The sequence below is a fragment of the Paenibacillus sp. 4624 genome, assembly GCF_050435065.1.
Classification (GTDB): Bacteria; Bacillota; Bacilli; order Paenibacillales; family Paenibacillaceae; genus Paenibacillus; species Paenibacillus amylolyticus_D.
The window spans coordinates 801,092-825,635 of sequence record NZ_JBNDJR010000001.1 but is presented as its reverse complement, the minus strand read 5'-3'; the positions used below and the strand labels follow the sequence as shown (position 1 = coordinate 825,635).

The window sequence follows — 24,544 nt, the reverse complement described above, 5'->3', positions numbered from 1 at the left end:
CCAATACGAGAACAACGGGAACAAGTGGAGACTCCTTTTATCTAATCGGAGACTCCAGATGTATAGGATTATCGCTCGTGTAACTGTACTGTTCAATGTGCCCGCCCTTGAAAAGACCGTAATGATACTTATCATTAGGCTGGTCAGCGAATGTTACGGAAGCACCGTAAGGAGCCTCTGAGCTTGTGAAGGAATAGTTACCTGTTATATCTATAATTTCCTCAGGTGAATACCCTTTTTGTTGAATTAAGTAGGCCCTTACTTTCTCTTCAGCATCATTCATTTTGATCGGATTACCAAATAAACTCAAGTAGCCCCATCCTGATAGGATTACAACAAGCGCAAGGATAGAAAACAAACTGATTTTTACTTTTTTTGTCATAAAACAACCTCCATTACACTTCTACATTCTGTATGTAATATAAAAATCCCTTCTGAGCTGCAAAGCAGCAGGAACCAAAGCCTGCTGCTTTGCTCAGAAGGGATCATTAACTTAACGTTGAAACTTGTACTATTTCGTATGTGATTCCTCTTTCTTCTCCTCGGTCTTGCGGGCAAGCGGAATGCCGTTTTGCTTCGCATACCACGCCTCATAATGGTGCACAGCCACACCTGCAAACGATGAATGTGAGGCACCGAGTTCAAACACCTTCTGCATCTCTTCGTCCATGTTGCTGATTGGTTTGCGGAAAAAGGTCAGGTGATCTCCCTCGTGTGTATCCGCGAGTTCTGCTCCAATCCAGACCTTCTTGCCCAGATCATCGGCTTCAGCCAGCTCTTCCTTGGACAGATCGTACATCTGCTGCCCGCTGTCCCGATATGCCATAATGGCCACCGCATCAAAACGGGAGATGACCCAGCGACTGAACGTCTCCTTGCCTCCAGCAGACTGCCGGGCATCCAGCCAGAATGGAATCGCTGCACTCATATACAGTCCTGCAGCCTTTCCGGCTTCCGTCCAGACCTCCATATTGTTCTGCCATTCGGCAATGACACTACTCTCCTCGTTCTCCCAGCGTTTTAACTGGTATGGCTCGACATCGAGCTGAATGCCCGTAAAACGTTCATTCTTCGCCGAGGAAGAATTGTATGTCCGCACGCGTTCAATAAAAGCAAGTCCTTCTGCCCGCTTTTCCCGATACGCCCAGTCGGCATGACCATTCAGCGCGTGTACTTCGATCTCGGCATTGGTCGCAGCCGCAATGAACTTGCGATAAGCCGCATCGGGCACCTCATCCTGAACTTGCAGGAAAATGGTATCCACGCCCTGTTCCTTGGAGAACGCGATAATCTCAGGTGTCTGCTTCGTAATGATCGACGTATCCCACAGCCAGGTCGCCTTGTGTTCCTCATGCGAAAACCATTTGAACAGCCAGGACAGGAGCAGCAGGCAGAACACCACAGCCACAATAGCCCATTTAGCCTTACCTGCCCACTTGCCCTGTATCCTCATCAGTCGCCTCAGACGAGAACCGCTTCACTTGGCTCCAGCACGGGATGCTGTACCGAATGACCGATCTTGTAGATGTGGGAGTGATTGTACGTACGGAATGCATTACGTGTATCCAGAATCGGTACACCCAGTTCCGCAATATCATAATAAGGCAAGTCGCTGTGGTTGGTGATCAGCACGATGCAATCATACGTTTTGAACTGCTCCAGGTTAAAGGCTTGGCTATGCACAGTTACGCCATGTTTGTCCTTGAAGGATTCGGCATGCGGGTCATAATAGTTAACGTTGGCGCCGCTTTCCTTGAACAGCTCGTATACTTCCAGTCCTGGTGATTCACGCAGATCAGCAATGTTCGGTTTGTACGACATGCCGAGCAGGAGAATGTTTGATTTGCGAACAGACTTTGCGTATTCATTCAGGATCGTTGACGTTTTATTCAGTACATAGTACGGCATATTGTCATTGGTGGATTGCGCCAGTTCAATAAATTTGCTGTAAAAACGGAATCCTTTGGCCTTCCACGACAGATACATCGGGTCGAGCGGGATGCAGTGTCCGCCAATGCCTGGTCCTGGATAGAATGGCATGAAGCCAAACGGTTTTGTTGCAGCCGCGTCAATAACCTCCCAAATATCGATGCCCATGCGGTCACACATCATTGCCATTTCATTCACGAAGGCAATGTTGACACTGCGGAATGTGTTTTCCAGCAATTTGGACATTTCCGCTACTTTAGGTGAAGATACCGGAACTACAGTCTCTACATATTTGCTGTACAGCGCCGTGCCTAGTTTCAGACAAGCTTCAGTTGTACCGCCGATGACTTTCGGTGTATTAAATGTAGTGAAACGACCGTTGGATGGGTCCACTCGCTCAGGTGAGAAGCACAGGAAATAGTCTTTGCCCGCTTCATGCCCAATCTTGTCCAGCTCTTGCTCGATTAACTCTTCCGTTGTACCTGGATACGTCGTGCTTTCCAGTGTGATTAACATGCCTGGTTTCATATGCAGCTTAATCTGATCAACAACCGTCTCGATGTAAGAGGTATCCGGGTCCTGGTTTTCGCTGAGCGGCGTCGGTACGCAAATACTCAGTGCATCAATGACACGCAGCATGCTGTAGTCTGTTGTTGGCTGAAAACGGCCGCTTTGCATCACTTTTTTCAATTCGTCGGACGAAATATCGTGAATATAGGAATCTCCATTGTAGATGCTGTCGACTTTGGAAGCATCCAGGTCGATGCCAATGACGGTAAACCCTTGGTTGACCATCTCCACCGCAAGGGGAAGGCCGACGTAACCGAGGCCGACAACGCCCAGTACTGCTTCTTTATTTTCGATCGCGTTCAGTAAAGTGTGAAATTGTTGATTCTCCATGATATTCCCTCCGCGCAATATATTTGATGTTTAAGTGTAAAAAATAGTCCAAATCATATAGATGTGGTTGTAACTGTACTCGTTGTTACTTTAATTCTGCTCATCTGTTAGTGCAGGCAGCGTCTGATCCGGGCGTCCAGCTCCACAGGAGAGAACGGCTTGGTCATATAGTCGTCTACCCCGCTGCTAAAGCATTGGCTGATCGTCTGCTCCACCCGCTGTTCCGTCAACACGACGATTTTAGGCGGCTGCTCCATCTCCAACTTCTGGATGTGGTGAATGAATGGGAGCCCATCGATGCCATACAGATTCAGCTCGGTCAGCACCAGGTCAGGTGTCACTTTCTCGATTAGGTCTAGTGCAGCGAGTCCATCCACCGCTTCGTAGGTTTCGTATCCTTGCATTTTTAAACGCAGCTGCAAAAATTCACGAACCGTCGGATCATTATCTACGATCAAAATCCGTTCCGGGTCATCCGCTGTGTGTTCCAGCGTATAGATATGAATTTCTGATGAATCCACAAGCTTCGAAGATTCGGCCATATGCTGAATCGTTGCCTTCGAAGGGCGCTCCCCTGGTGGGAAACTGGCCAGTGTGATCTGCGGATCAGCACCAGGAGCACGCTCTTGCAACTCATGCTTGATGCGAAGTCCTTCATAGTGAACCTCATCGAGCGTAAGTCCTGGAAGCAGGACAGCAATGGTCTGTGTATGACTATCTTGCCATACCTGGAACGACGTATATCCCGCCTGCTCCAGATGTGTCCTGACCTGTTGCTCCGGCTGAACCTGACCTGCACAGTGAATGAACATTAAGCCACAAGCTTCGGCACCCGTTTCCTTCAATCCCTGTTCTACATTGCGGTACACATTAACGGCAGCCTCACGCTGCAATGTCGCCGTATTTGGCATGTTCTTTTCCACCCTTCTCCTTCATGATCTATACAAGTTCAACAAGTCGTTTACACGAATGCTAAGGTGACAGAACAATCTTCCAATCACTGTTATCCCCGGATTTTTTTGATCCCCTTTTCTCAAGGGGAAAATCCGGTGATAAAGGTGAAGATTATGCTTCCGATGCAGCTTTCTTTCAGAAAGCTTTTAGCTTCGCTTTTTCAGATTATTTCTGTCCTCTCCGTCATCGTGTAAAAATGGAGTTGAACATCTATACTGTTTTTACTGTACTACTTAAGCCGCTTTGCTCGTGTCCTTGGACTCCTCAGACCAGCTTTGGCGGGTCATCGTGCCCCATGAATTGTTGTTTTGCAAAAACTGAATGTGTCCCTGCAATCTCCACAGCACGCCGAGTTGATGATATCCCACAAATTTCAGGACAGAGTAGACAAGCATTTTGACTAAATCGGACAGCTTGTTATACCGTTTGAACGCAATCTCCTCTAGAATCAATGCCCCTACACTCAGCAAATATCCACTCACAAAGTTCAGCAATCCAAAGAGAACGAGGATCGGCCACTGGGTCATGTCCAGAAACACATAACCAGCCAAAGCGATCAGTCCGGTAATGCGGAAGTACGGATTCAGTGCTTCAAAAATGACGTTATACGGCATGGTAATCATACCCATCACCTTATATTTCGGGTTGAACAGCATGCCGCGATTCTCCAGCATGTTTTTCAGATTCCCGCGGCCCCAGCGCTTGCGCTGACTGGACAAAATGCGGTAGGAATCTGGTGCTTGCGTCCAGCACACCGCTTCAGGACAGAAGGCGACGCGGTATTTGAGTTTATTTTCTAACATATAACGGTGAAGTTTGATAATGATGTTCATATCCTCACCTGGATAACCATCGCGGTATCCACCTACCGCAATGACCGCATCCTTACGGAACATACCGAATGCGCCTGAGACGATAATCAGACCGTTCATGTGGCTCCAGCCGATCCGCCCGCCGAGGAAAGCTTTCAAATACTCGATAGATTGGAACATCGGCCAAATCTTGCGCGGCAAAGATACGTCCTGGACCGCACCGTTTTCGATTTTGCAGCCGTTGGCAATCCGCACATCCCCACCAATCGCAACAGTCTCTTCCGGATTCTCCATATACATGCGTGCCATGCGGATCAAAGCGTCTTTCTCCAAAAGTGAATCCGCATCAATGGAAGAGATCAGTGGATAGTGGGACAAATTGATCCCTGCATTGAGGGAATCGGCCTTACCCCCATTTTCCTTGTCGATGACATAAAGATCTGGGAAATCCGGGTTATGATAGATGCCGCGAATCTTCTGACAGGAGATTTTTCCGCGAATCTGCGTATTCGGCACCGGCTTCAGCCGGTATTCTTCCAATAACACCTTCAAGGTGGAGTCGCTCGAACCATCATTAATGACAATGACTTCATATGTTGGATAGTTCAGTGTCATGAGACAGTTTACATTTTCAATAATCGTCAATTCCTCATTGTACGCGGGCACCAGCAGGGAAACCGAAGGAACCAGTTCAGAGCCGGATAACGTGTTGTACTTGGAGTAATGTGACCTCCGGAAGATCGTCCAGATGTTACGAAATGATAAGGCCAGTATGGAAAAATAAAGCGTATTAACAAAAACCACATAATAGATGGCGACCATACCGTAGATGAGTAATAAATCTCTAAGCAGTGTAATCCCCTCCTACTGTTGCAACGCCTGTGCGTTTCTTGGTTGTACGGTTTTCGCCGCCGTGAACCGGGCCAAAATAACGTTCGTACAGCAGTCTTTTTTTGTTATGCGCAATCATCTGCTCTACCGCCTTGTCGTCAGCTCTCGATTGCTGCATCGTGCTCTCAATCTGCTGCATGGCAATCTCGCGCTCTGCACCCGTTCCTTGCACCGCTGCTTGGCACAAAGCTTCAAAACCGGGTTCGCCCAGCTTACTCAAGCTTTCTGCACTGTTGTAGCGGACTCTCCAGTCTTCGTCACGGAGTGCCTTACGCAGCAACGGAATGCTACCAGATGCATGCTTCGAGCCAAGCGCTTGTACCACTTCCGCCCGGACTTCCGGATCGGTATCCTGAATCAGCTTCAGAATCGTCTCATCCTTGAGCGCCGGACTTGCACTGAGATACAGCTTCACCGCTTCGGCACGTACATCCTGATGCTCTGCTCCAACAAGTCTATGGAGTGCAGGCATGACTTCTGGCACCGCTTGTCCCCACATCGCCACAAGTCCGACTTTGACAAAATCAGGATTGCGATCCTCCAGCAGCTCAAGCAGAATGCGGCTTGTATCCAGATTAGCTTCCAGCAGAATATCCGCGGCCAGATGATGAATCGATTTTCCTTTGGTCAAAAGCAGTGCAAGCATGTCTTTCAGCTCGCCATGCCGGGTTGTGCATCTCGCAATCGAACGGCCAATCATGATGGCCATCGGTCCCGGCTTCTCATCCTTTAGAAGTTCCATTAAACCCGGAACCGCTTCGGGACAGCGCATGCCTCCGAGGCGATATGCTGCATCGATCTGACGTCCGTAACGCAGACGGCCCAGCTCTTTCAGATCGTGTTCGACGAATCCGGCCTCGCGGCACAGTTCGATCAGCTTGTCACGATACTCTCCCTTGAACTGGTCAATCCATTCAATCAGCTTGTCCTGAACAACCCGGCGTTCTAGCGGGGCCAACTTGCCTGGCGGCAGCTTGAGCGGACTATTCTCCGTCAACGCGGTCTGCAAATACGTGAAATAGTCTCGTTGCTTCATTTCATACATAGCGGTTTTGCGTCGTTTGCCGTTGTGGGACATTTTCATGGCAAACAGAACGATGACGCCTACAATCACAAGTGCAATGCAGGCGATCAAAAACCAATAGGCCAAAGCTAAACTCTGGAACATGTGAAAAAGTCCTCCTTTTATACTCGCTTATGATGTTCTATGCTGTTGGTTCCATCAAGGGATTGGCTAATTTAGCCCACCTATATCCCTTGCTAAATCTTATTTATTCAATCTGAAAACTAGGCATTTTTTCGTAACTCTGCCGCATTTTCTCATAACTTAACTTTAGTCTTTCGCTATATTCGACCTGCTCCCAAGGTTTCCAGCGGTAGACGGGTAAAGTTTTCAAATCCAGCGTGGATTGCTCGCCTCCAGGCCAGGATATCTGTTTCGTGGAACGATCCGTCAACCACGGAACCAGCGTGATACCTTCAACGGTAGTTGTAGAAAACTTCCTGCCGTTTTTCAGTGGTCCGTATTCGATCGCCTGCAAGGAGCTCGGATCGCCGAAACCAAGCAACATCCACGGAATTCGCATCTCCACCTGATTGCCGTTATACTGCCAAGCTGTTAACGAATCGCTGTCTGCCTGTCCTGGAGCTGTCGTGCCTCGCTTTAACGTTCCCACGTTCTCAGCCATGAATGGATGCGCTGAGCGGGTATCCGGCGGGGTCATCTTCAGACTGACAGCCAGTTCCCACGGATGGAACGGATCGGTCGACTTGAGTTGCTCCTCTGGAATCATGTTATATCCGTCCTTGCCGTACAGACGCTGGTTAAAATCATAATCCTTGGCAATCCGTACCTGGGACTCGTTATCCTTACCCAATGTGATGACCGTTTCCAGTCCATCACTTAGCGTTTTTCCTGGCAACATGCTGCTTGGTTGACTGCCTCCGGCAAGGGTATCTGTTCCAAAGCGAAGTACAGTCTTTTCCGGGTCAAATGGCTGATCCAGCGTCAGTCCTACATACAGATAAGCTTCATCATGGGTCATCTTCATCTCCTGAATACCATTCACTTGTCCCTGCCAGACCGTGACTTCTTCATCCTGCAGCTTGTCCCAATCATCCAGCTTGCCATCAATCGTCAGCTGTTCCTGTTTCCCTGGATCCATGGCTAGCAAACCAAACATCTTTTCGTTGGTTAACACGTTTAGCCAGTAGGCTCGGCGATCGGCCGGAATTTCCAGCGGCATCGTGTTCCAGGTCTTTTTAAACCACTCATCCTGCCACATAAACAGAATTGCTCCTGCGTAGCCTTCATCATAGATATCCTGCGTAAGCGAAGCATCGATGTCCCCCTGCTGTACCTCGTTATGCCCGCCTTGATTTCGACCGCCCATGCCCAGATGAGAAATACCAAGCGAGGACGGCACACCATACTCTGTAATCATTACAGGCATATCGGAAAACTCGGCTTTTAGCTTTTGCAGATAGCTTTTGTACGTGTTGTACTCGCCCTTTTCATCCTTGATGGTTTGCAGTGTCTTATCAATGTGGAACAGATCCGGGTAATACGGGTACACGTGGTAGGCAGCAAAATAACCTCCATCCCATGCTTCCGGCTTAATATGCCGTGCATCCACACTAACCAGATCCTCTTCATAGAGCGGCTCGCCTGGATGATCCAGCACATCGGTTGTGACCCAGTTGGTAAACGTCATTGGATGTTCCCATCCATACTTTTTCTCCTGAACCGCCGTGTAGTCCAGCAGCTCTGCTAACCAATTTTCAAACGGTGATGCTTCTGCACTCCCGGAAAAGTGAACGCCTTTGTACTGCGGCACGTCCGCATGCACCTTGTTGGTGTTATCCACCATCCCCGGATCCCACTCGGTACCTACATGCCAAGCCATCAAGTATTTCCCGGCATTGGTTCTGTACTTGCCGCTGGACTCCCCATTCTTGGCAGGAATGTCTGCATCGCCATATACGGCGGATACCGCTTTTTCAATCTCCTGCTTGAACCTCTGTTCAATATGATCGGCATAGGCATCCTGCTTCTCAATCAATTCTTCCTCAGGTGACCATATGCCTTGTATAAAATATAACGGTTGCTCCCGGCCACGATTATAATCGACCAGTGCGGAGTAAAAAATGGGCTGGTGGACGGTATAGACCCGAATCACATTCGCGCCCAAATCCTGAATCTGCTCAAACCAGCGCAGGTAATCCTCCTCCGTGAGCGGAAACTCTCCGGGATAATGTCCCGGCGAAGTTGCCCCCAGGTTCACCCCTTTGACGAACATTTCCTTCCATGTTCCATCTGGCCCGTATTGCATGAACCGCTCTCCATCGGTCTTAAATTTCATTTCTGTGCCGTTCTCCGCTGTATACGTAACAAGCTTTGGCTGCATGTAATGCCATCCGGCAAATATTCCGCCAGTCACCACCAAAGCGCCTGTCAAAGCTGTCAGTAACCAGCGTCTTCGTCGTTGTCTGCTCATGACTTCTGATTGCTCACCTCTCTAGTATGCATCCTGCTTCCCTATAGATCAGGTTCATGCACTGCACAAACCCATACAGGAAACATACGATCATTCCGCTTCGGATGTCCGCTTGGTAGAGATGTCAGCGGTGTAGTTCTCACTATAGCGCTAAGCCTCTGCATTGTAACTAGGCTGATGGAAGCAAACATGATATGGAACGTTCTGCCCATACTCAGCCAGTTGCGCCATCCGCCAGCACACCAAGGCAACGATTCCGTTTGCGGTCTTTTTACGTTCATGATCTGCCGAAAAGCACAGATGAATGCACTGCTTATCCTGCACATCTTCACGTAATATTGTTATGTGCAACGCGGATGCAGGCACTCTTCCCCCGAAAAACATATACCCCATTAAACGCGAGTAACATTTTAAAGTTGCGCGTTTTTTACAGTATTAACCATAAAGATTACAAAATTGATACTATAGTCCGATAACGCATCACTGACAATCCGCGTCCTATCAAGGTTTTCTGAAAAGTGCTGAAAATGAAAAAAGGACATCAGTCCCCCTATCTAGGACTCTGTCCATTAACGACCCTTTTACAAAAATCAAAATGAACTACCGGTCATCACCCGGAGGTCACAGATCTCTCACATTAAATGTAAAAAGCCACATCTTATTTCCTATTTCAAGCCTCTAGTCTGCCCAGCGTATAATTGTGTCCAATTTGCAAAATAATTCCGGTTGCCGCATTTTGAATTGTCCTTTATGCTTATAAAACAAGAACACTTGTTCCATACTGTAAATAAACTGTAAATAAACAGCTCTCTGCACGGATTAGACGACAGGAGCAACATCAAGAATTGCAGATAAGGAGAGGAAACATCATGCCCCGCCAAGACAGACGCGTCATCATGCTGGCAGACTGCCAGTCATTCTATGCCAGTGTGGAGAAGTCTGCACATCCCGAGTACAAGGATCGCCCTCTCGTTGTAGCTGGTGATCCGGCGAGGCGCTCGGGTATCATTCTGGCAGCGTGTCCTCTCGCCAAGTCCTATGGTATTACAACTGCAGAACGACTGGGAGAGGCGCTTGCCAAATGTCCAGATGTTGTCGTTATTCGCCCAAGAATGGCCGAATACATCCGCGTATCCCTTCATATTACACGTATTCTTCAGTCCTATACCGATCTGGTGGAGCCCTACAGCATCGACGAGCAATTTCTCGATGTCACGGGAAGCCTCGATCTGTTCGGCAGTCCCGAAACGATTGCACGCAGCATTCAATCCAAAGTGATGGAAGAAACAGGCGTTTACATCCGGATCGGCATTAGCGATACCAAGGTCGTCAGCAAAATGGCTTGTGACCTGTATGCCAAAAAGGTTCCCGGAGGCATTTACACCCTGCCACGTAAGGATATGCCCTCCACGATCTGGGAAAAACCTGTACGCGATATGTTCATGGTTGGTTCACGCATGGCACAGCATCTCTACAAAATGGGCGTTCATACGATTGGGGATTTGGCGAATACACCGCTATCCCGGCTCAAGGAGCGCTGGGGTATAAATGGTGAAGTGTTATGGCGTATCGCCCGTGGCATAGATGATTCTCCGGTAAAACCCGGAACCTACACGCACCAGCAACAGGGCATCGGACATCAGATGACGCTACCACGGGATTACGAGACTTGGGAAGAGATTAAGGTTGTGTTGCTGGAGCTTGCAGAACTAGTCAGCCGACGTTCCCGGGACAAATCACTCATGGGGCATGTCGTTTCGGTCGGGTGTCGAGGACAGGATTACGACCGGCCAACCGGTTTCTCCCGTCAGATGAAGGTGAATGAACCGACCAATATCACAGATGAAGTATATGATGCGGCGGCAGCTCTGTTCCTGCGCCATTGGGACGGATTACCCATAAGGCGCATCCATGTGTCGCTGAGCGGACTTGTACCCGATTCAGAAGTACAACTGTCCTGGTTTGACGACCGCGAACGCAAGAGAGAACTGGAGCGAGCCACGGATGATATCAAGCGCAAGTTCGGAGATACCGCCATTATGCGTGCATCGTCCCTTTGCTCGTCCGCTCAGGCGCAGGATCGTTCTCATAAAATTGGAGGTCACTATAAATGAGTAAAAAATTGCAGCAAAACGGACTTTTTGAATCCTCACGCATGATGCTTCCCGAACATCGGGAGGCCTATATTCTTCATCAGGAACAGCTCTCCCCTCGCACTCGTCCCTCCCTGGATGCCCAGGCCGCAGATGAAATGTCCCGTTTGCTGAGCAACTCCATGGTACTTGGCGACCGCATTACGATTACGCTGTTCCACGAGCATGATGACGTTTCTTATACCGGACGTGTGCTCAGATTGGATCTCCCTGCCCGTACACTCAGACTGCGAACCGATGACGGGAATCGGGATCTTCAGATGAATCTCATTACAGGCGTGACTCCAGCAGGTGAATGGATGGATGAATAGAAATGTGAGTCGTATAGCAAAATGAGCATTTCTTCACATATGGACATGGTGAGAACTCCTTGATAGATGTAGCAGCTTCACGTTGTGCAGGACTGTATCCCTACAATATTTTAATATCATTAAAAAAGCAGTCGATAAAACCGATGTCCATGCATCCTGCCTCGTTCGAAAGAAGCAAAATGCCCGGAATCCGAGTCATCCACTGCATGCAAGGATAAATATGATGTTGGCTTTTCAAGCCCGATTTGCACAATAATAAAACACTAGCATTTATATAAGTTGAACTTAGAAGAAACTCCAGTCAAACTCCTTGGACAGACGCTCAAGCAAATGTACACCAGCCAAGCTGTTGCCTTTACGATTAAGTGCCGGGCCAACTACACCGATGCCGAACTGTCCCGGAACCAGCGTCAGTATTCCACCGGAAACACCACTTTTGGCGGGCAAACCGACCTCGATGGCAAATTCACCAGAAGCATTGTACATCCCGCAGGTAGTCATAAAGGTCTTGGCAATCTGCACATAACGACGGGGAATGAGTTCTTCGCCAGTAATTGGATCGGTCCCATCATGAGCGAGAACAAGCGCCATGCGAGCTAGGTCAGCACAGGTGACTTCAATAGAACAATGACGGAAATAAACAGCCAGCACATCTTCTACATCATCTTTGATCACACCGTTATGTTTGAGAAAATAGGCGAGAGAGCGGTTCAGATGGCCACTTTCCGATTCGGAACGAAAAACGTCCTCGTTATAACCCAGTCGTTCATTTTGAGACAACTTGCGGAAAAATTCGAGAATACGGCGGGACTTCTCTTCCTTACAGTCCCCACCTACAAGAGAGGATACGGTAATCGCACCCGCATTAATAAGAGGATTAAACGGAATACCTGGTTCAACCAGTTCCAGCTTGATCATGGAGTCGTAATCATCACCAGTTGGTTCTTTTCCTACGTTAAAGAAGACCGCTTCTTCCCCGTGATCCATCAGGGCCAGAATGAGGGTGAACACTTTGGAGATACTTTGCATCGTAAAAGGAACACCGCAATCCCCGGCGGACACATGGTTTCCCTCCGCGTCCATAATATGTATACCCAGATCATCCTGCGATGCTTTGACCAGCTCCGGAATATAGGAAGCTACTTTCCCCTGTCCCGTATGCAGTCGGCTGGTCTCCAGCCACTCGGGCAACAGGGCATTCAGTCGTTCCATCGTTGAATCACTCATATATCGTCTCCTCCACGTTTATCTTTGGAAGCATCTTGCACGAGATACCAGCTTGCAATACTACACAACGCTGTACTCATGTAAAATACTTTATACTCCTTATTCTATCCTATGCATTACCCTGTGGCACGTGAAGTTACACGAATTTCTACCGAAAAAAAAGTCGCTAGAGTAAGTTGGACTAGAAATTTCACACAGTCTACTCCGATGACAGAATAACCTTACAATCGCTGTTATCCCCAGATTTTTTTGGATACTCTTTTCCCAAATCATATTTCAGTCTTATTTCCTCGCTGGTTAACAAAATCTTCTGCTCTTTCAGCCATAAGCTCCGAATCAATATTGTTAATGCCAATTCTGGCCAGTTTGTGCACGACCTGACTCGCGGATTGTGCATTTTCAATAATGATGTTTACAGCTTCATCAGCATCATCGACAACGCGAATATAACGTTTGAATTCCTCTTCTGTCATATTTTTCGTACCGACAAAAAGTTGATAAAGCAAACCCATCACCGGCATGTGCAGCCTTCCATCCGGGGTTTCTGAATTTGTCCAGAACTGGCTGTCAAGAAACAGCATTGAAGTAATTGGAGCCTTATTATACGCGTCATTCTCACGGTAATAGACTTGAGCAGCGTCCTGGAATACTTCCTGGATTGTGCCTCCCCGCCCCTCCGAAAAAATGATACCGCATGAAGCCAGTGTAAGAAGCACATCTTCCCGTATGCTGTTGAGGAAGTATTTCGCAACGTGGGTAGCAAACGGAGTAAACGGCTCGTGGCCATAATGCCAGGTCGGCAGTGCCAAACTGCAATTGAGTGGGCTGAGTTGATCCTTGAGTTCATTTGCTATTTCCCATGCGGGAAGCATCCATTTATGGAGCTTACTTAACAATTCTTCATTAAAGCTCTGCCCATCTTTACCGATAATATCGCTCATGTTTTGCGGGAATTCAACGAACGGTTCCTCTTCCAAACGATTGATTGCAGATTCAAGGCACTCTGCAGACCGTCCAGCGTGAAGAGCACCAAGATGTGTTGCTTCCATACAACCAGGTCCACCGCCGCTAACGACAATAAAACCAGATTCTGATAGCTTCTGGGCAATTCGTGCTACTTTACGATATGTTTCGCTTCCACGTTTCTCCCGATGTCCTCCCATAATTGCAACAGGACGACGGCCTGCCTGTAACTCCGTTGCCAGAAATCCGTTCATTTCGCGTACAACGGATGTATCATGTACAGCCTCCATCATCGCAGCATAAGGATCTGAGACGGTTGTACCCCCTTGTTGATGAAAATATGTAAAACACCGGAAATCTGGCGTGACTAATAGACTCCGTGCATCATCCGCATTAAAACCCTTAAGCAACTCAAACGGAGTATAAAGCTTGTCATGAATGGGGTTAAACGGAGGATGTGTAATGAATTCCAATGATTTGATCATTGTGCTCTCCTTATAAAGGTTATTTAGGACCGCTCTATCTTATATAGATTGCACAGAAAAAAGCCGCTTTATAAGCGGCTCCAGCATTTAAATGAAACTATATACTTTATCTCTGTAAAGGTTAAGAATAGCCGTTAAATCATTTTCAAGCACATGTTTGACCATGTACTTTCATGTGTATCTAACGTCTTTATCTGTTGGGACGCAGATTCAGCTCCAATATCTCCCCAGGCAAACCGTCGTAATCTCCCGTCCACGTCGATTCAAAGTTTTGTCTCAGCAAAATCTGACGGGATGCCGCATTGGAAGGATCAATAACGGCATATAGAACCTCAATGCCTGCGGCTTGAGCCTGAATAATCAAGCGGGACGCGATAGCTGTACCCTGACCTTTGCCCCAATGCTCCGGCAGAATCATATACCCCATCTCTGCCCGGCTTGGATTATCTTCATCCAGAATCAATTTGGCGTAGGCCACACCTGCATCATCCTGCGTGGTCACAAGGTAGTGCCCGCATATCGAACGAAGATTGTAATCCAGCATGGCATCGAACTGTGTTCTCGCTTCCGCCTCGGGGATCGCACGCTCGGTAATCTGCTTCATGACGTCCTCATTGGAAACGAGTGCATAATAATGTTCAAAGTCCGGTTCTGTGTATTTTACAAAGTTCATGAGTATGCCTCCTTGGGATAGATCATTTCAATGTCATCGTGTCGCATCCGTATATCATTTTATATCGCGTCATCGAGTACAGTTTTCCTTTGATTCACCTTGAGTATAACAGAAGCAAAGGTATCAATGCACATATCGGGATTCACGTTAGCATGGTTACGGTATGTACTACACTCGGCAGCGAGGCTTGGGGGATTTGTGAAGCTTTCGAAAAAGGTAAAAACGGCCTCATCCGAGACCGCTTGTCATTCATCTGATATGACGGGATAACGATAACTTAACTTGCCCGCGAAGACGGGTTGAACTGCATCTGTTTTTTATGGGAATCACGTGCCCGCAGGCTTGTACCTGGAGGTGTGATGATCAGTGCCATCAGCAGTGATACTGCACAGAGTACCGCAATGACGATAAAGGTAAGATGGAAACCACCCAGCAACGCGCTGATGAATGATCCGGCCAGAGCACCAAATCCGAACCCTTGGTAGATCACGCCGTAGTTTTTGCTTTGATTTTTCAAACCAAAGTAATCGGCCACAATCGCTGGGAACACGGTAATGTTACCACCAAAGCAGAAAGCAATCGCTGCCACACAAGCGAAGAAAATCCCAAAGTTTAGCGGCACCAGACTGAGCGTCATGACAGCCACGGCTGTAACAAGCAGCGCTCCGGCGATGACCTTCATCCGCCCTACTTTATCCGACAACGCACCTAGAATAATACGACCTGCCGTGTTAAAAATAGCGACCATCGCAACCGCATTTGCAGCCGTTGTCACGTTAAGACCTGCGAGCTGTACGCCAATGTCTTTGACAATGCCGATCAGATACAGACCGCTCATACATGCTGTGAAGAAAATACCGAAAAGCATATACGCCTCTTTAGTACGAAGCATTTCTTTAACTGTATATTCATAACGAACTTCTGCCGGTTTCGCTCCCTCTTTGACACTCGCCGAAGACTGTTCACGAACCACCGCTTCACGGATTAGGAATGATCCGGCAACAACCAGCACAAGAACGATCATCCCCCAATACATAAAGGCTTGGGCTGGGCCAACCGCACTAATCAGGACGGAGTTCACATATTTGAACAATAGACTGCCGGTACCAAAAGCACCTACCGAAATACCCGAAATCAGACCTTTACGTTCAGGGAACCATTTGATCAGATTGGATAGAGAAGTGATATACGCTGTGCCGTCCGCAAAACCGACCACAAACCCAGCCAATAGGTACAGCAGCGTTAACGAGCTCACCTGAGAACTCAGAATGAGTCCAAGCCCCAGCACAATCCCGGCTACACGGATTAAACGCCGAAGACCCCAGCGCTCCTGCAAGCGACCTGCAAACAACGTAGCAAATGCCAAAGCAAAACTCGTAATCGAAAAAGTTATCGCGACCGAGCTGACGTCCCATCCGAAACGGTCAGACAATGGTTGATTAAATAAACTCCAAGTGTAAATGGTGCCGAGCCCCATTTGTACAATAATCGTACCCAATACAATAAGCCAGCGATTCATGGATAAAGATGATGTCGTTGTTGAATTAGATGCTGATGAAGCGGATGAAATAGCTGCTTTCATCGTAATCTCCCCTTTGCCGATGTCTGTGACATGTTGAACATTCTCTGTACCATTCAAACATACTTGAATGCGTTCACAAGACCATCATACATGAAAGGGGATTCATAGAGCCGTTTTGAGCATGAGTTGCATCAGAAGCGGAATGAAATGCCGTTATATGCGCATGAGTTGCCTGAATTCTTTGACTTTGCCACGACTGACGGGCACTTCGGCTTCCAGATCACGCAAACGAAGCAGATACGTATTATTAAACCAAGGCACAATCTCACGAATTTGGGCAAGGTTCACGAGATAGGAACGATGGCACCGGAAGAAGGCATCTTGCGGCAAGCGGCTGTGAAAATCGGAAATGCTCACCGGCATGGTGAACTCTCCATTTTTGGTATATACCTTGGTGACCTTCTCCTGAGCCTCCGCATAATAGATATCTGCCGAATCGGTAACAATGATGTTGTCGTTACGCAGCAAGTTGATCCGTGTTCCTGTCAGATTATCCGTAGTGTGGGTTGGAGAACTAGAAGATACCGCTCGTTGCTCCAGCCCTTGCTGTGCCTGCCGTGTGCCAGAGCGAACCTGATCTTCTCTTGTGTCATATCCTCGCTGAGCCCCATGATCATTGGCTGATAGATGTCCCTCGGCACGTCGATATGCCTGATTCTCCATCTGCATTCGGTTGTCCATGTTCTCCGTTTGCTCCTGATCCCGCTTGAAGGTCAGCTCCAGCTTGTGCAGCATGGCTGCGATCCGTTTCTCATCGTAGGGTTTCAAAATATAATCAAATGCTTCCAGTTCAAAAGCCTCAGCCGCATGCTCCTTATACGCTGTCGTAAATACGATGTAAGGTTTTCGAGCAAACTTGCCAATATGATGTGCCAGCATCATACCGTCCAGCGAAGGAATGTTAATATCGAGAAATAGAACATCCACTTCCTGCTCCTGCAAAAACTTAAGCACATCCAAGCCATCTTCCAAACAATCTACGACCTCGATCCGGCTATGCTCCTGAATCAGATAACTCAGTTCCTCGCTTGCCGGAATTTCATCTTCTACAATTAATGCTCTAATCCTTCTTTTGTCTAAGCCGTTCAACATGCCTTCATCTAACGCTCTCATCGCTTCATCACCTTGGTATGACATCTCCTTTGGGTACATCAAATAAAATATCTGTTCCTTGCTCTAGCCTTCTAATCGTCAGGCCTTGTCCGTAAATCAACTTCACACGCCGATGAACGTTATATAGCCCGATCTGATTGCCCGGCATGCGATCATGGTAGACTTTTTCAATAATATCCGCGCTGATGCCTGCCCCGGTATCACTAACGCTGATTCGCACAAAATCCAGATGATCCTGTACCCGAATTCTCACGGTTCCCGGGCCTTTAACCTTCAGGATGCCGTGTATAATCGCGTTTTCCACGAGCGGCTGAATGACCAGGCTTGGAATATGCACCGCCACTTCATCAATCTCATAGATCACCGTGAGTCTGCTGCCAAAGCGCGCTTTTTCAATCTCCACATAATTACGGACTTGCTCCAGCTCTTTATGAATATCAATTAACTCATCCGACAGCTCCAAGTTGTAACGCATGTAACCTGAAAGGTTAACAATCAATTCGCGCGCACGATCCGGCTTGGTGCGTATGGACGAAGCGATAGCGTTCAGCGCATTGAACAAAAAATGAGGATGAATCGTTGTTTGCAAAGCGCGCAGTTCAGCCTTGTTCGCCGCTGCCTTAATCTCCTCTACACGTGAAACCTCCATCTGCGTGGAGATAATCTGAGAAAGTCCCACAGCCATCGTTTGCAGCGGATACGTTATTTTGTAGGCTTTCCGATAATAAATTTTAAGTGCGCCCGTCACATCGCTTCGTTCTTTCAAGGGAATGATCAGCAGCGAGTGGATATCCGGGGTTTTCTCATCCGTTACATCGTTACTAATCATAATTTCCCCGCTGGAGATCGTCTTCTTAGTCATTTCACTAATAATTTCATTGCCAATGTGATACCGTTCCTCACCAAAACCAACATAAGCCAAAACATTCCGTGTATCGGTGATCGCTACCGCGTCCGCTTGGATATCCTCTTGAATGATTTTGCATATTTTGCGCAGGGAATCCTCATCAATCGAGCGGAAATACGGCAATGTTTTATTCGCAATCTCCAAAGCCAGTTTGGCCTGACGACCTGCAATTAACTCCTTTTCCCCTTCCACACTTTGCACCAATAGCACGATTAGCCCAATGTTCACCTCACCCAGAATCATCGGCAGTGCAATCTTTGAAACAATATCTGCTCCAAGCGGGTCAGGATAAGAATACAGCAAGATTAACAGCATCGTGAGCGCTTCAATGATCATGCCCGCCCCAATACCGATGATCCAGTGTTTCGATTTCGGGGTGTATTTGTGAATGTAACCTGACACCACCCCTGCAAGAATACTTGTGATCAGGCACGGAATCGCGGTTATGCCATCCATATCGATCAGATAACGGTGCACCCCGGACACAAGTCCTGTAATAATGCCCACCGGTGCTCCAAACAAGATTCCACCCGATAGAATCGCGATGATCCGTACATTAACAAGCGAGCCTTCAACGTTGATGCCTGTATATGTACCAAAGATGGCAAACGCACAGAATAACAAAGTTACCGCAGCATACTCCTGCCATCTTAACTTGCCCTTTTGCAAAATCTGCCTGAACCGCGGCACCCGCGATAGAAAAAACAAAAATATAATCAACAGCGCCGCCCGCTCAAACAGCCCCAGTAACATCGTAAACATTTCCAACCCATCTTCCTCCACATCTATCTGAAAAAATAGCAATAACAGCGCCAGATCACCCTCATGCATCCCGCACTGCGACATTGTACCTGTACTACTCGTATGCAACAGTTTACCCTCCCCCTTGGAGGAAAGCAAAGGATATCCTGTGAATATCAAAAAAAGAAAAAGAATGTGGTATAATCAGGAAACTAATATTCGCCTTCATAATGAAACTTCTACCAGCAAACTTCTCTACAGAAAGGTGCTCATACATGCTTGCCATTCTACTCTTTGGTTCGCTTCTGCTATTTAGTCTTATATTCTATATCTTAAAATGGGTCTTCAGACGATCCAGCAATGCTGAACGGTCCACAGGACGAGTACTTCAGGTCGTTTTATGTATTTCAATTCTGGTACTAGCCGTACAAGATTACATACTCGCAGAGCTTCCTCATAATGGAATAATCATCGCCACATTCATCGCAATGTGGTTTGCAACTATGGCCCCGGAGCGTGCACCCGTATCCAGTAAGGCCAAAGAGGTCAACCGAAAATCCGGTTGACCTCGTTCTACTGCATTTGGATCAGCTAACAATTGAAGTGAAAATTCGTCTTATAAAATAACTTGGTGTACAACTCCAGGCATGGCAATAACTATTGATTAGATTACTGCCATACGGAGAATATGTCTTGTCGTCGGGATTATATAGCTCCCAGAACGTATCTGCTCCATCCTTTACCATGCCGCCCCAGTATGTGCGAATCTGCGCCAAAGCCTCTTCTTTTTGTCCACACTGTAGCAGCGACTCCACATAATGATGCATCATATAAGGCGTGTTCATTTGAATTGCTTCGTTATGCTTCATCAGTCGTTGCAACAATGGCCACGCCGCGTCTGCATCTATCACTTCAGCCAGAATCATCCAGACCTGCGATGCCCACGAAACCTGACGCTCCTTACCACTAATGAAGAAACCTTGTTCCTCATCCCATAAATATTGAAGGGTAGCCTGCTCCGCCTGCTGAACCTGCAGCTCAATTTGCTTCTCCTCCACGGACAGACCCAGTTCTCGGGCAATCCATTGCCCTCTTTTCATGCCATAGATCAGTATCGCCTGCGCACCTGCCTGTTTGTTCAACTGCTCATGCCAATCGAGGAAGCAATACCATGTGTCATCATCCTGCACAATGCCGCGTTCATCCAGCCTTTTCAAGGCAATGTCGATCTGCTCTTTGGCAACAGGCCACAACACCTCCAGTGTCTCTCGATCCTTCGTTGCCTCGTAATAGTCCCATAATGTAGTGATGAAAAATAGGGCATAGTCATACAAGTAGATATCATCTACATAAGGCTCCGGTTTTTCGTACAGACACGCACCTACCTGCCCACCTTCCAGCCTGGCTCCGGCAAATAGATATAAACAGCGCTTCACCAGATCATTACAGCCAAATGTCTCATAATTGACCAAGGCTTGCAAACGCAGATCGCCAATCCACAACCTTCGATCCCGCTTCGGTCCATCCTCAAATACCGTTTGCATACAATCCCGAAGAGTACGAATGGATACTAGATCAAGCTGGGCCAGTTCCTCATCGATATTTTCCGGTAATGGTGATACAGCATCCATCGATGCGGAAGTCACCGTTGTACAATAGATATCCTTGATTTGAATATCATACCGAATCGATGTTTCCAGTACTTCAATCTTCAGATAACGAAAGGCATATCGACGGTTCAACGTAACTGTGCCCGGCAACACATCCACATTAAACACCTCATCCTGCAACCATGAACGACTAAGCCAACCCTCATATGTGGAAAAGTCTTCCGCAACCTCACATGGCATCTCGCCAAATGTTAATTTTAATCTCAAAGGTGCATCTGCATTGCTTCGGACATTCAGTAGTGACAACGTTACATAGCCAACGAGATGCTGGCCAAAATCCAGTGTTATCTCGTCTCCCTTGCGCAGCGTTTGCTCAGACAAAACCGAAGCCGGGCCTATCGTCTCCATCCGCCAACCTTGAAATGCCTGTGAATCTGACATGGAACGAACGATCTGCTCCGGATATACCGTTTGCTCGTGGAGCTTTGGAATCCATTGTTGCGCTTGATCCATCCATGATGCGTTTATGATATGTTCACCCATCCTGCGTTCACTTATAATCTTTTCACTCATGCCAGGTTCTCCTCCTTAACCTTTAACTGCACCAACCGTCATACCGCCAACAAAGTATTTTTGTAAAAATAAAAAGACCAGCAGCAGCGGCAGTGCACACAGAAAGCAAGCTGCGAACAATACATTCCATTGTGTCGGGTTTTGCTGATCCCCCATAAACCCAAGCATCGCCAGAGGTAAAGGTGATTGTCCGGCTCCGGAAATAAAAATCATATTAAAAAAGTAATCGTTCCAGATCCATACTCCCTGCGTAATAATAACGGACACCGTGACTGGAATAAGCAGCGGAAAAACAACCGTCCAGAAACGCTGGAATAATCCGGCGCCATCCATATGTGCAGCTTCTTCTACCTCTTCAGGTACACCACTGCGAATAAATCCGGTATAAAGAAAGGTAGAAAACGGCAAGCTGCAGGTTATAAACATAAAGATCGGAGTATACTGGTTCGTCGGAATATGAAGCGCATTAATCATCTGTACAATAGGGATCAACACCATCTGAGCAGGCACCACGAGCCCGGACAGAAAAAACAAATACATAAACTTGCTGAGCTTTGTTTTCAGCCGAGCCATTGGATATGAAGCCATCGCCGCGAACAGAACAACAAAGATGACCGATACTCCAGTTAACACAACGCTGTTCCATAAGGCATCCAGAAAATGCATACGCTCGAAGGCAGCTGTATAACTTGCCAGAGACATACCTTGAAACAGGACAAGCGGATTGGTGTTATCTTTCGGATCCCGCAGTGAAGTCGAAAAAGCAATGATCAGTGGAATCAGATTCAGCGCCATAATCAGAATGACAGCGAGCTGGGTAAACCCTTTTCCCATCCATTTACGAGAAGTCATGCCGACACCTCCCGCTTGTTCATTTTCAGTACAAATACTGCCGTAATAACGATAATTACTGCAAAGGATACGACACCAAGCGCAGAAGCCTTGCCAAAGAGCTGCTCGGTAAATGCCATTTTATAGATCGAAAAGATTAACGTATTCGTCGCTGTACCCGGACCGCCATTGGTCATGATAAACGGAAAGTCAAACGCTTTAAGCCCATTGATCAAGCTAAGGGTTACATTAATGGTAATAGCCGTTGCCAGAAGAGGTATTTTCACATGTCGCAACAACCGCCAAGGACCACATCCGTCGATCCGACCAGCTTCTAACAGATCATTCGGAACGGTTTGCAGACCGGCTAGGAAAATAATCATCGTAGTCCCGATGGTTTTCCAGATTTCCACAAAGATGATGGAATACAAGGCTGTTGAGTAATCACCGAGGAAATTCAGTTCATTGGCAATACCCAGTTTATTCAAAAAAGAAGAGATCAGCCCGTAATCCGGCATGTACACGTAACTCCAGAGAAATCCCACAACGATTGCGCTGAATAACGTAGGAATATAAGCCAAAGAACGGTAGATTCCGGTTCCTCTTATTTTCATATTTAATAGCAAGGCCATCGCCAAACCAATTAGATTACCCACGACAACCGTAACAAACGTATAAATCAGTGTGTTTTTCAACGATACGCCGAGAACATCCCCGCGAAACAAATCTTGGTAATTGTCCAATCCAATATAGCTATACGCCTGAGCATATCCGTTATAGTCCGTTATACTGTACTGGAATAATCGCAGAATCGGGAAAATCCAGAACGTCAGGTAAAAAAGTAATGCAGGCACAGCAAACCAGTACATAGACTTTTTCATGACAGTCGAGTTCATCTTGCTCCATCCTCTCCAATCCTAGAAGACTGTAAGCCAGAGCAGTAGCTGAAATGCCCTTCCCTGGCAACAGACAGATCGTTTAATTCTAGTTTTTCCACAGCTCTCTAAATTTTCTTTCCATCGCAGCCGCGACCTCTTCAGGTGTTGTCTTTTGTCCAGCGATAACTTCTGCGAATTTGGCTTGCATGACATCCGATACTCCCGCAGGCCACATCTGATTGCTAAAATATACGGAGTTGCCTGTTTGCTGATAGTTGTCATTCACTTCCTTGAACAATTCCTTCTCTAATGTCACTCCCTTGTACACACTGATGGAACTGTTGGAAGCCACAAAAGCTTTGAATAATTCTGACTGTCCGTCAAACAGATAATTCAGCACTTGCTTCGCTGCATCCAGATTGGCTGATTTCGCATTGAGTGCATAACCTGCCGATGTTGCAGCAGATACATATACTGGTTTGCCAGAATCATTGCCTGGAAGGGAAGAGAATCCGCGAGTGAAATCGGCTGCACCTTTGGATGTCATGGAAGCGTAATCCCATGTGCCGGTCAATGTCATCGCTGCTTTGCCATCAATGAACAGCTGCGCAGATTGTGCACTGCCAATACCCAGTGAGTTTTTCACCACGTAACCTTTGTCGTACAGCTCTTTATACCTTGAGATCGTTTCAACCCACTTTGGATCAGTCAATGATTTCTCACCTTTTTGCAGCTTTACATCAAAGTCCATATCATCCGGGTATACCGTATTTGCGGCGATCTGGTACATTCCAAATTGGATCACCCAAGGATCTTTATCTCCCATAGCAATCGGTGTAATTCCTGCCTCTTTCAGCTTCTGGCACAATTCAAGAAAGGAAGGCCAGTCTTTCGGAAATTCGGAGTAACCGACCTGTTGTAGCAGTTCCTTATTGTAATAAGCCCCCAGAAATGCAATACCACCCGATACGCCGTAGGGCTTGCCGTCTATAGACATATCATCCTTCGCACCTTGAGTGATGTTATCCCAGAACTTCAAATCAGACAAATCAGCGGCAAACCCGGCTTTGGCAAAATCAACGACTCCACCTGCTGAATTTTTCGGAAAAATCCAGAAAATATCCGGTCCCTGTCCAGCTGCCAGTTTCGTTCGTACCGAGGTATTGTACTGGTCATCAGGAAGCTTCTGAACCTCAAGCGTGATGTCTGGGAACTTTTCTTTGACTAAACGAGGCAACGTTTCGAGTTCGAAGTCCTCCCCTTCCGACGCCTTGTTTCCTGAGAGCATCATCGTCAAGGTTATCGGTTTGGCAGAATCATTCGCTCCCCCACTGCTGTCGGAACTTCCCTGTTCCTGACTGGCAGAACTACATGCGCTAAGGAACGTCATTAGCAGCACTAAAGTCAAAGGCCACAGTTGTTTTCTATTTTTCATCTTGTCATTCCCCCGATTCATGTTTATTCTTGCTTTGTGCACATTTTCATCATACGGCCTTCATCAGTACATTTACTTT

At 47.2% G+C, this 24,544-nt stretch carries 20 protein-coding genes; 2 read left to right on the top strand and 18 right to left on the bottom strand.

Annotation, left to right across the window (positions count from 1 at the left end; all coding sequences use genetic code 11):
- Positions 1-37 precede the first annotated feature (37 nt).
- The 8 genes from ABIE27_RS03715 to ABIE27_RS03680 form a co-directional block, all read right to left on the bottom strand.
- Positions 38-382 carry a DUF3139 domain-containing protein gene (locus ABIE27_RS03715; RefSeq protein ID WP_123062332.1) on the bottom strand — a complete coding sequence of 115 codons (345 nt, stop codon included), beginning with the start codon at positions 380-382 and terminating at the stop codon, positions 38-40.
- Positions 383-511: 129 nt separating this feature from the next.
- The gene (locus tag ABIE27_RS03710) at positions 512-1,453 is read right to left on the bottom strand and encodes a hypothetical protein (RefSeq protein ID WP_123062333.1); all 942 of its coding nucleotides are present in this window, start codon (positions 1,451-1,453) and stop codon (positions 512-514) included.
- An 8-nt stretch (positions 1,454-1,461) separates the two neighbouring features.
- Positions 1,462-2,829: a nucleotide sugar dehydrogenase gene (locus ABIE27_RS03705; RefSeq protein WP_123062334.1), complete on the bottom strand. Its 1,368-nt coding sequence runs from the start codon at positions 2,827-2,829 to the stop codon at positions 1,462-1,464.
- Between the two features lie 107 nt (positions 2,830-2,936).
- Positions 2,937-3,740, bottom strand: coding sequence for a response regulator transcription factor (locus tag ABIE27_RS03700; protein WP_123062335.1), 804 nt, complete (start codon positions 3,738-3,740; stop codon positions 2,937-2,939).
- Positions 3,741-4,016: 276 nt separating this feature from the next.
- Positions 4,017-5,417: a glycosyltransferase family 2 protein gene (locus tag ABIE27_RS03695; RefSeq protein WP_192895038.1), complete on the bottom strand. Its 1,401-nt coding sequence runs from the start codon at positions 5,415-5,417 to the stop codon at positions 4,017-4,019.
- Positions 5,418-5,439: 22 nt separating this feature from the next.
- Positions 5,440-6,654: a HEAT repeat domain-containing protein gene (locus ABIE27_RS03690; RefSeq protein WP_123062336.1), complete on the bottom strand. Its 1,215-nt coding sequence runs from the start codon at positions 6,652-6,654 to the stop codon at positions 5,440-5,442.
- Positions 6,655-6,757: 103 nt separating this feature from the next.
- Positions 6,758-8,983, bottom strand: coding sequence for a hypothetical protein (locus ABIE27_RS03685; protein WP_429349917.1), 2,226 nt, complete (start codon positions 8,981-8,983; stop codon positions 6,758-6,760).
- Between the two features lie 41 nt (positions 8,984-9,024).
- Entirely contained in the window at positions 9,025-9,264 is a 240-nt protein-coding gene (locus ABIE27_RS03680; RefSeq protein ID WP_429349916.1) for a hypothetical protein, read from the bottom strand.
- A gap of 588 nt (positions 9,265-9,852) precedes the next feature.
- Here ABIE27_RS03680 and ABIE27_RS03675 point away from each other — a divergent pair.
- A complete protein-coding gene (locus ABIE27_RS03675; protein WP_123062338.1) occupies positions 9,853-11,097 on the top strand; it encodes a DNA polymerase IV in 1,245 nt (414 codons plus the stop codon).
- A complete protein-coding gene (locus tag ABIE27_RS03670; protein ID WP_123062339.1) occupies positions 11,094-11,447 on the top strand; it encodes a YolD-like family protein in 354 nt (117 codons plus the stop codon). Before ABIE27_RS03675 ends, ABIE27_RS03670 begins: the two co-directional genes overlap by 4 nt.
- A gap of 285 nt (positions 11,448-11,732) precedes the next feature.
- On the opposite strand, the gene glsA is transcribed toward ABIE27_RS03670, so the two are convergent.
- From glsA to ABIE27_RS03620, 10 genes are all read right to left on the bottom strand, one after another.
- Positions 11,733-12,674 (bottom strand): glutaminase A, encoded by a 942-nt coding sequence (glsA, locus tag ABIE27_RS03665; protein WP_123062340.1) that lies wholly within the window; start codon positions 12,672-12,674, stop codon positions 11,733-11,735.
- Positions 12,675-12,943: 269 nt separating this feature from the next.
- A complete protein-coding gene (locus tag ABIE27_RS03660; protein WP_123062341.1) occupies positions 12,944-14,122 on the bottom strand; it encodes an LOG family protein in 1,179 nt (392 codons plus the stop codon).
- 190 nt (positions 14,123-14,312) lie between these two features.
- Positions 14,313-14,795 (bottom strand): GNAT family N-acetyltransferase, encoded by a 483-nt coding sequence (locus ABIE27_RS03655; RefSeq protein ID WP_123062342.1) that lies wholly within the window; start codon positions 14,793-14,795, stop codon positions 14,313-14,315.
- A 277-nt stretch (positions 14,796-15,072) separates the two neighbouring features.
- Positions 15,073-16,377 (bottom strand): L-lactate MFS transporter, encoded by a 1,305-nt coding sequence (locus ABIE27_RS03650; RefSeq protein WP_429349915.1) that lies wholly within the window; start codon positions 16,375-16,377, stop codon positions 15,073-15,075.
- A gap of 153 nt (positions 16,378-16,530) precedes the next feature.
- Positions 16,531-17,442: a LytR/AlgR family response regulator transcription factor gene (locus ABIE27_RS03645; protein ID WP_123062829.1), complete on the bottom strand. Its 912-nt coding sequence runs from the start codon at positions 17,440-17,442 to the stop codon at positions 16,531-16,533.
- A 55-nt stretch (positions 17,443-17,497) separates the two neighbouring features.
- Entirely contained in the window at positions 17,498-19,150 is a 1,653-nt protein-coding gene (locus ABIE27_RS03640) for a sensor histidine kinase (protein ID WP_123062830.1), read from the bottom strand.
- Between the two features lie 575 nt (positions 19,151-19,725).
- Complete coding sequence (locus tag ABIE27_RS03635) at positions 19,726-21,321, bottom strand: sugar hydrolase (RefSeq protein ID WP_429349914.1); 1,596 nt, start codon at positions 21,319-21,321, stop codon at positions 19,726-19,728.
- Positions 21,322-21,336: 15 nt separating this feature from the next.
- Entirely contained in the window at positions 21,337-22,173 is an 837-nt protein-coding gene (locus ABIE27_RS03630) for a carbohydrate ABC transporter permease (RefSeq protein ID WP_123062344.1), read from the bottom strand.
- Positions 22,170-23,033 (bottom strand): carbohydrate ABC transporter permease, encoded by an 864-nt coding sequence (locus tag ABIE27_RS03625; protein ID WP_429349913.1) that lies wholly within the window; start codon positions 23,031-23,033, stop codon positions 22,170-22,172. Before ABIE27_RS03625 ends, ABIE27_RS03630 begins: the two co-directional genes overlap by 4 nt.
- Before the next feature lie 103 nt (positions 23,034-23,136).
- A complete protein-coding gene (locus ABIE27_RS03620) occupies positions 23,137-24,465 on the bottom strand; it encodes an ABC transporter substrate-binding protein (RefSeq protein ID WP_123062346.1) in 1,329 nt (442 codons plus the stop codon).
- Between the last annotated feature and the right edge of the window lie 79 nt (positions 24,466-24,544).

Excerpts from the sequence above, each read along its gene's own strand:
- ABIE27_RS03715 (WP_123062332.1), bottom strand. The coding sequence starts at position 382 with ATGACAAAAAAAGTAAAAATCAGTTTGTTTTCTATCCTTGCGCTTGTT.
- ABIE27_RS03710 (WP_123062333.1), bottom strand. The coding sequence starts at position 1,453 with ATGAGGATACAGGGCAAGTGGGCAGGTAAGGCTAAATGGGCTATTGTG.
- ABIE27_RS03705 (WP_123062334.1), bottom strand. The coding sequence starts at position 2,829 with ATGGAGAATCAACAATTTCACACTTTACTGAACGCGATCGAAAATAAA.
- ABIE27_RS03700 (WP_123062335.1), bottom strand. The coding sequence starts at position 3,740 with ATGCCAAATACGGCGACATTGCAGCGTGAGGCTGCCGTTAATGTGTAC.
- ABIE27_RS03695 (WP_192895038.1), bottom strand. The coding sequence starts at position 5,417 with ATGGTCGCCATCTATTATGTGGTTTTTGTTAATACGCTTTATTTTTCC.
- ABIE27_RS03690 (WP_123062336.1), bottom strand. The coding sequence starts at position 6,654 with ATGTTCCAGAGTTTAGCTTTGGCCTATTGGTTTTTGATCGCCTGCATT.
- ABIE27_RS03685 (WP_429349917.1), bottom strand. The coding sequence starts at position 8,983 with ATGAGCAGACAACGACGAAGACGCTGGTTACTGACAGCTTTGACAGGC.
- ABIE27_RS03680 (WP_429349916.1), bottom strand. The coding sequence starts at position 9,264 with ATGAACGTAAAAAGACCGCAAACGGAATCGTTGCCTTGGTGTGCTGGC.
- ABIE27_RS03675 (WP_123062338.1), top strand. The coding sequence starts at position 9,853 with ATGCCCCGCCAAGACAGACGCGTCATCATGCTGGCAGACTGCCAGTCA.
- ABIE27_RS03670 (WP_123062339.1), top strand. The coding sequence starts at position 11,094 with ATGAGTAAAAAATTGCAGCAAAACGGACTTTTTGAATCCTCACGCATG.
- glsA (WP_123062340.1), bottom strand. The coding sequence starts at position 12,674 with ATGAGTGATTCAACGATGGAACGACTGAATGCCCTGTTGCCCGAGTGG.
- ABIE27_RS03660 (WP_123062341.1), bottom strand. The coding sequence starts at position 14,122 with ATGATCAAATCATTGGAATTCATTACACATCCTCCGTTTAACCCCATT.
- ABIE27_RS03655 (WP_123062342.1), bottom strand. The coding sequence starts at position 14,795 with ATGAACTTTGTAAAATACACAGAACCGGACTTTGAACATTATTATGCA.
- ABIE27_RS03650 (WP_429349915.1), bottom strand. The coding sequence starts at position 16,377 with ATGAAAGCAGCTATTTCATCCGCTTCATCAGCATCTAATTCAACAACG.
- ABIE27_RS03640 (WP_123062830.1), bottom strand. The coding sequence starts at position 19,150 with ATGTTACTGGGGCTGTTTGAGCGGGCGGCGCTGTTGATTATATTTTTG.
- ABIE27_RS03635 (WP_429349914.1), bottom strand. The coding sequence starts at position 21,321 with ATGAGTGAAAAGATTATAAGTGAACGCAGGATGGGTGAACATATCATA.
- ABIE27_RS03630 (WP_123062344.1), bottom strand. The coding sequence starts at position 22,173 with ATGACTTCTCGTAAATGGATGGGAAAAGGGTTTACCCAGCTCGCTGTC.
- ABIE27_RS03625 (WP_429349913.1), bottom strand. The coding sequence starts at position 23,033 with ATGAAAAAGTCTATGTACTGGTTTGCTGTGCCTGCATTACTTTTTTAC.
- ABIE27_RS03620 (WP_123062346.1), bottom strand. The coding sequence starts at position 24,465 with ATGAAAAATAGAAAACAACTGTGGCCTTTGACTTTAGTGCTGCTAATG.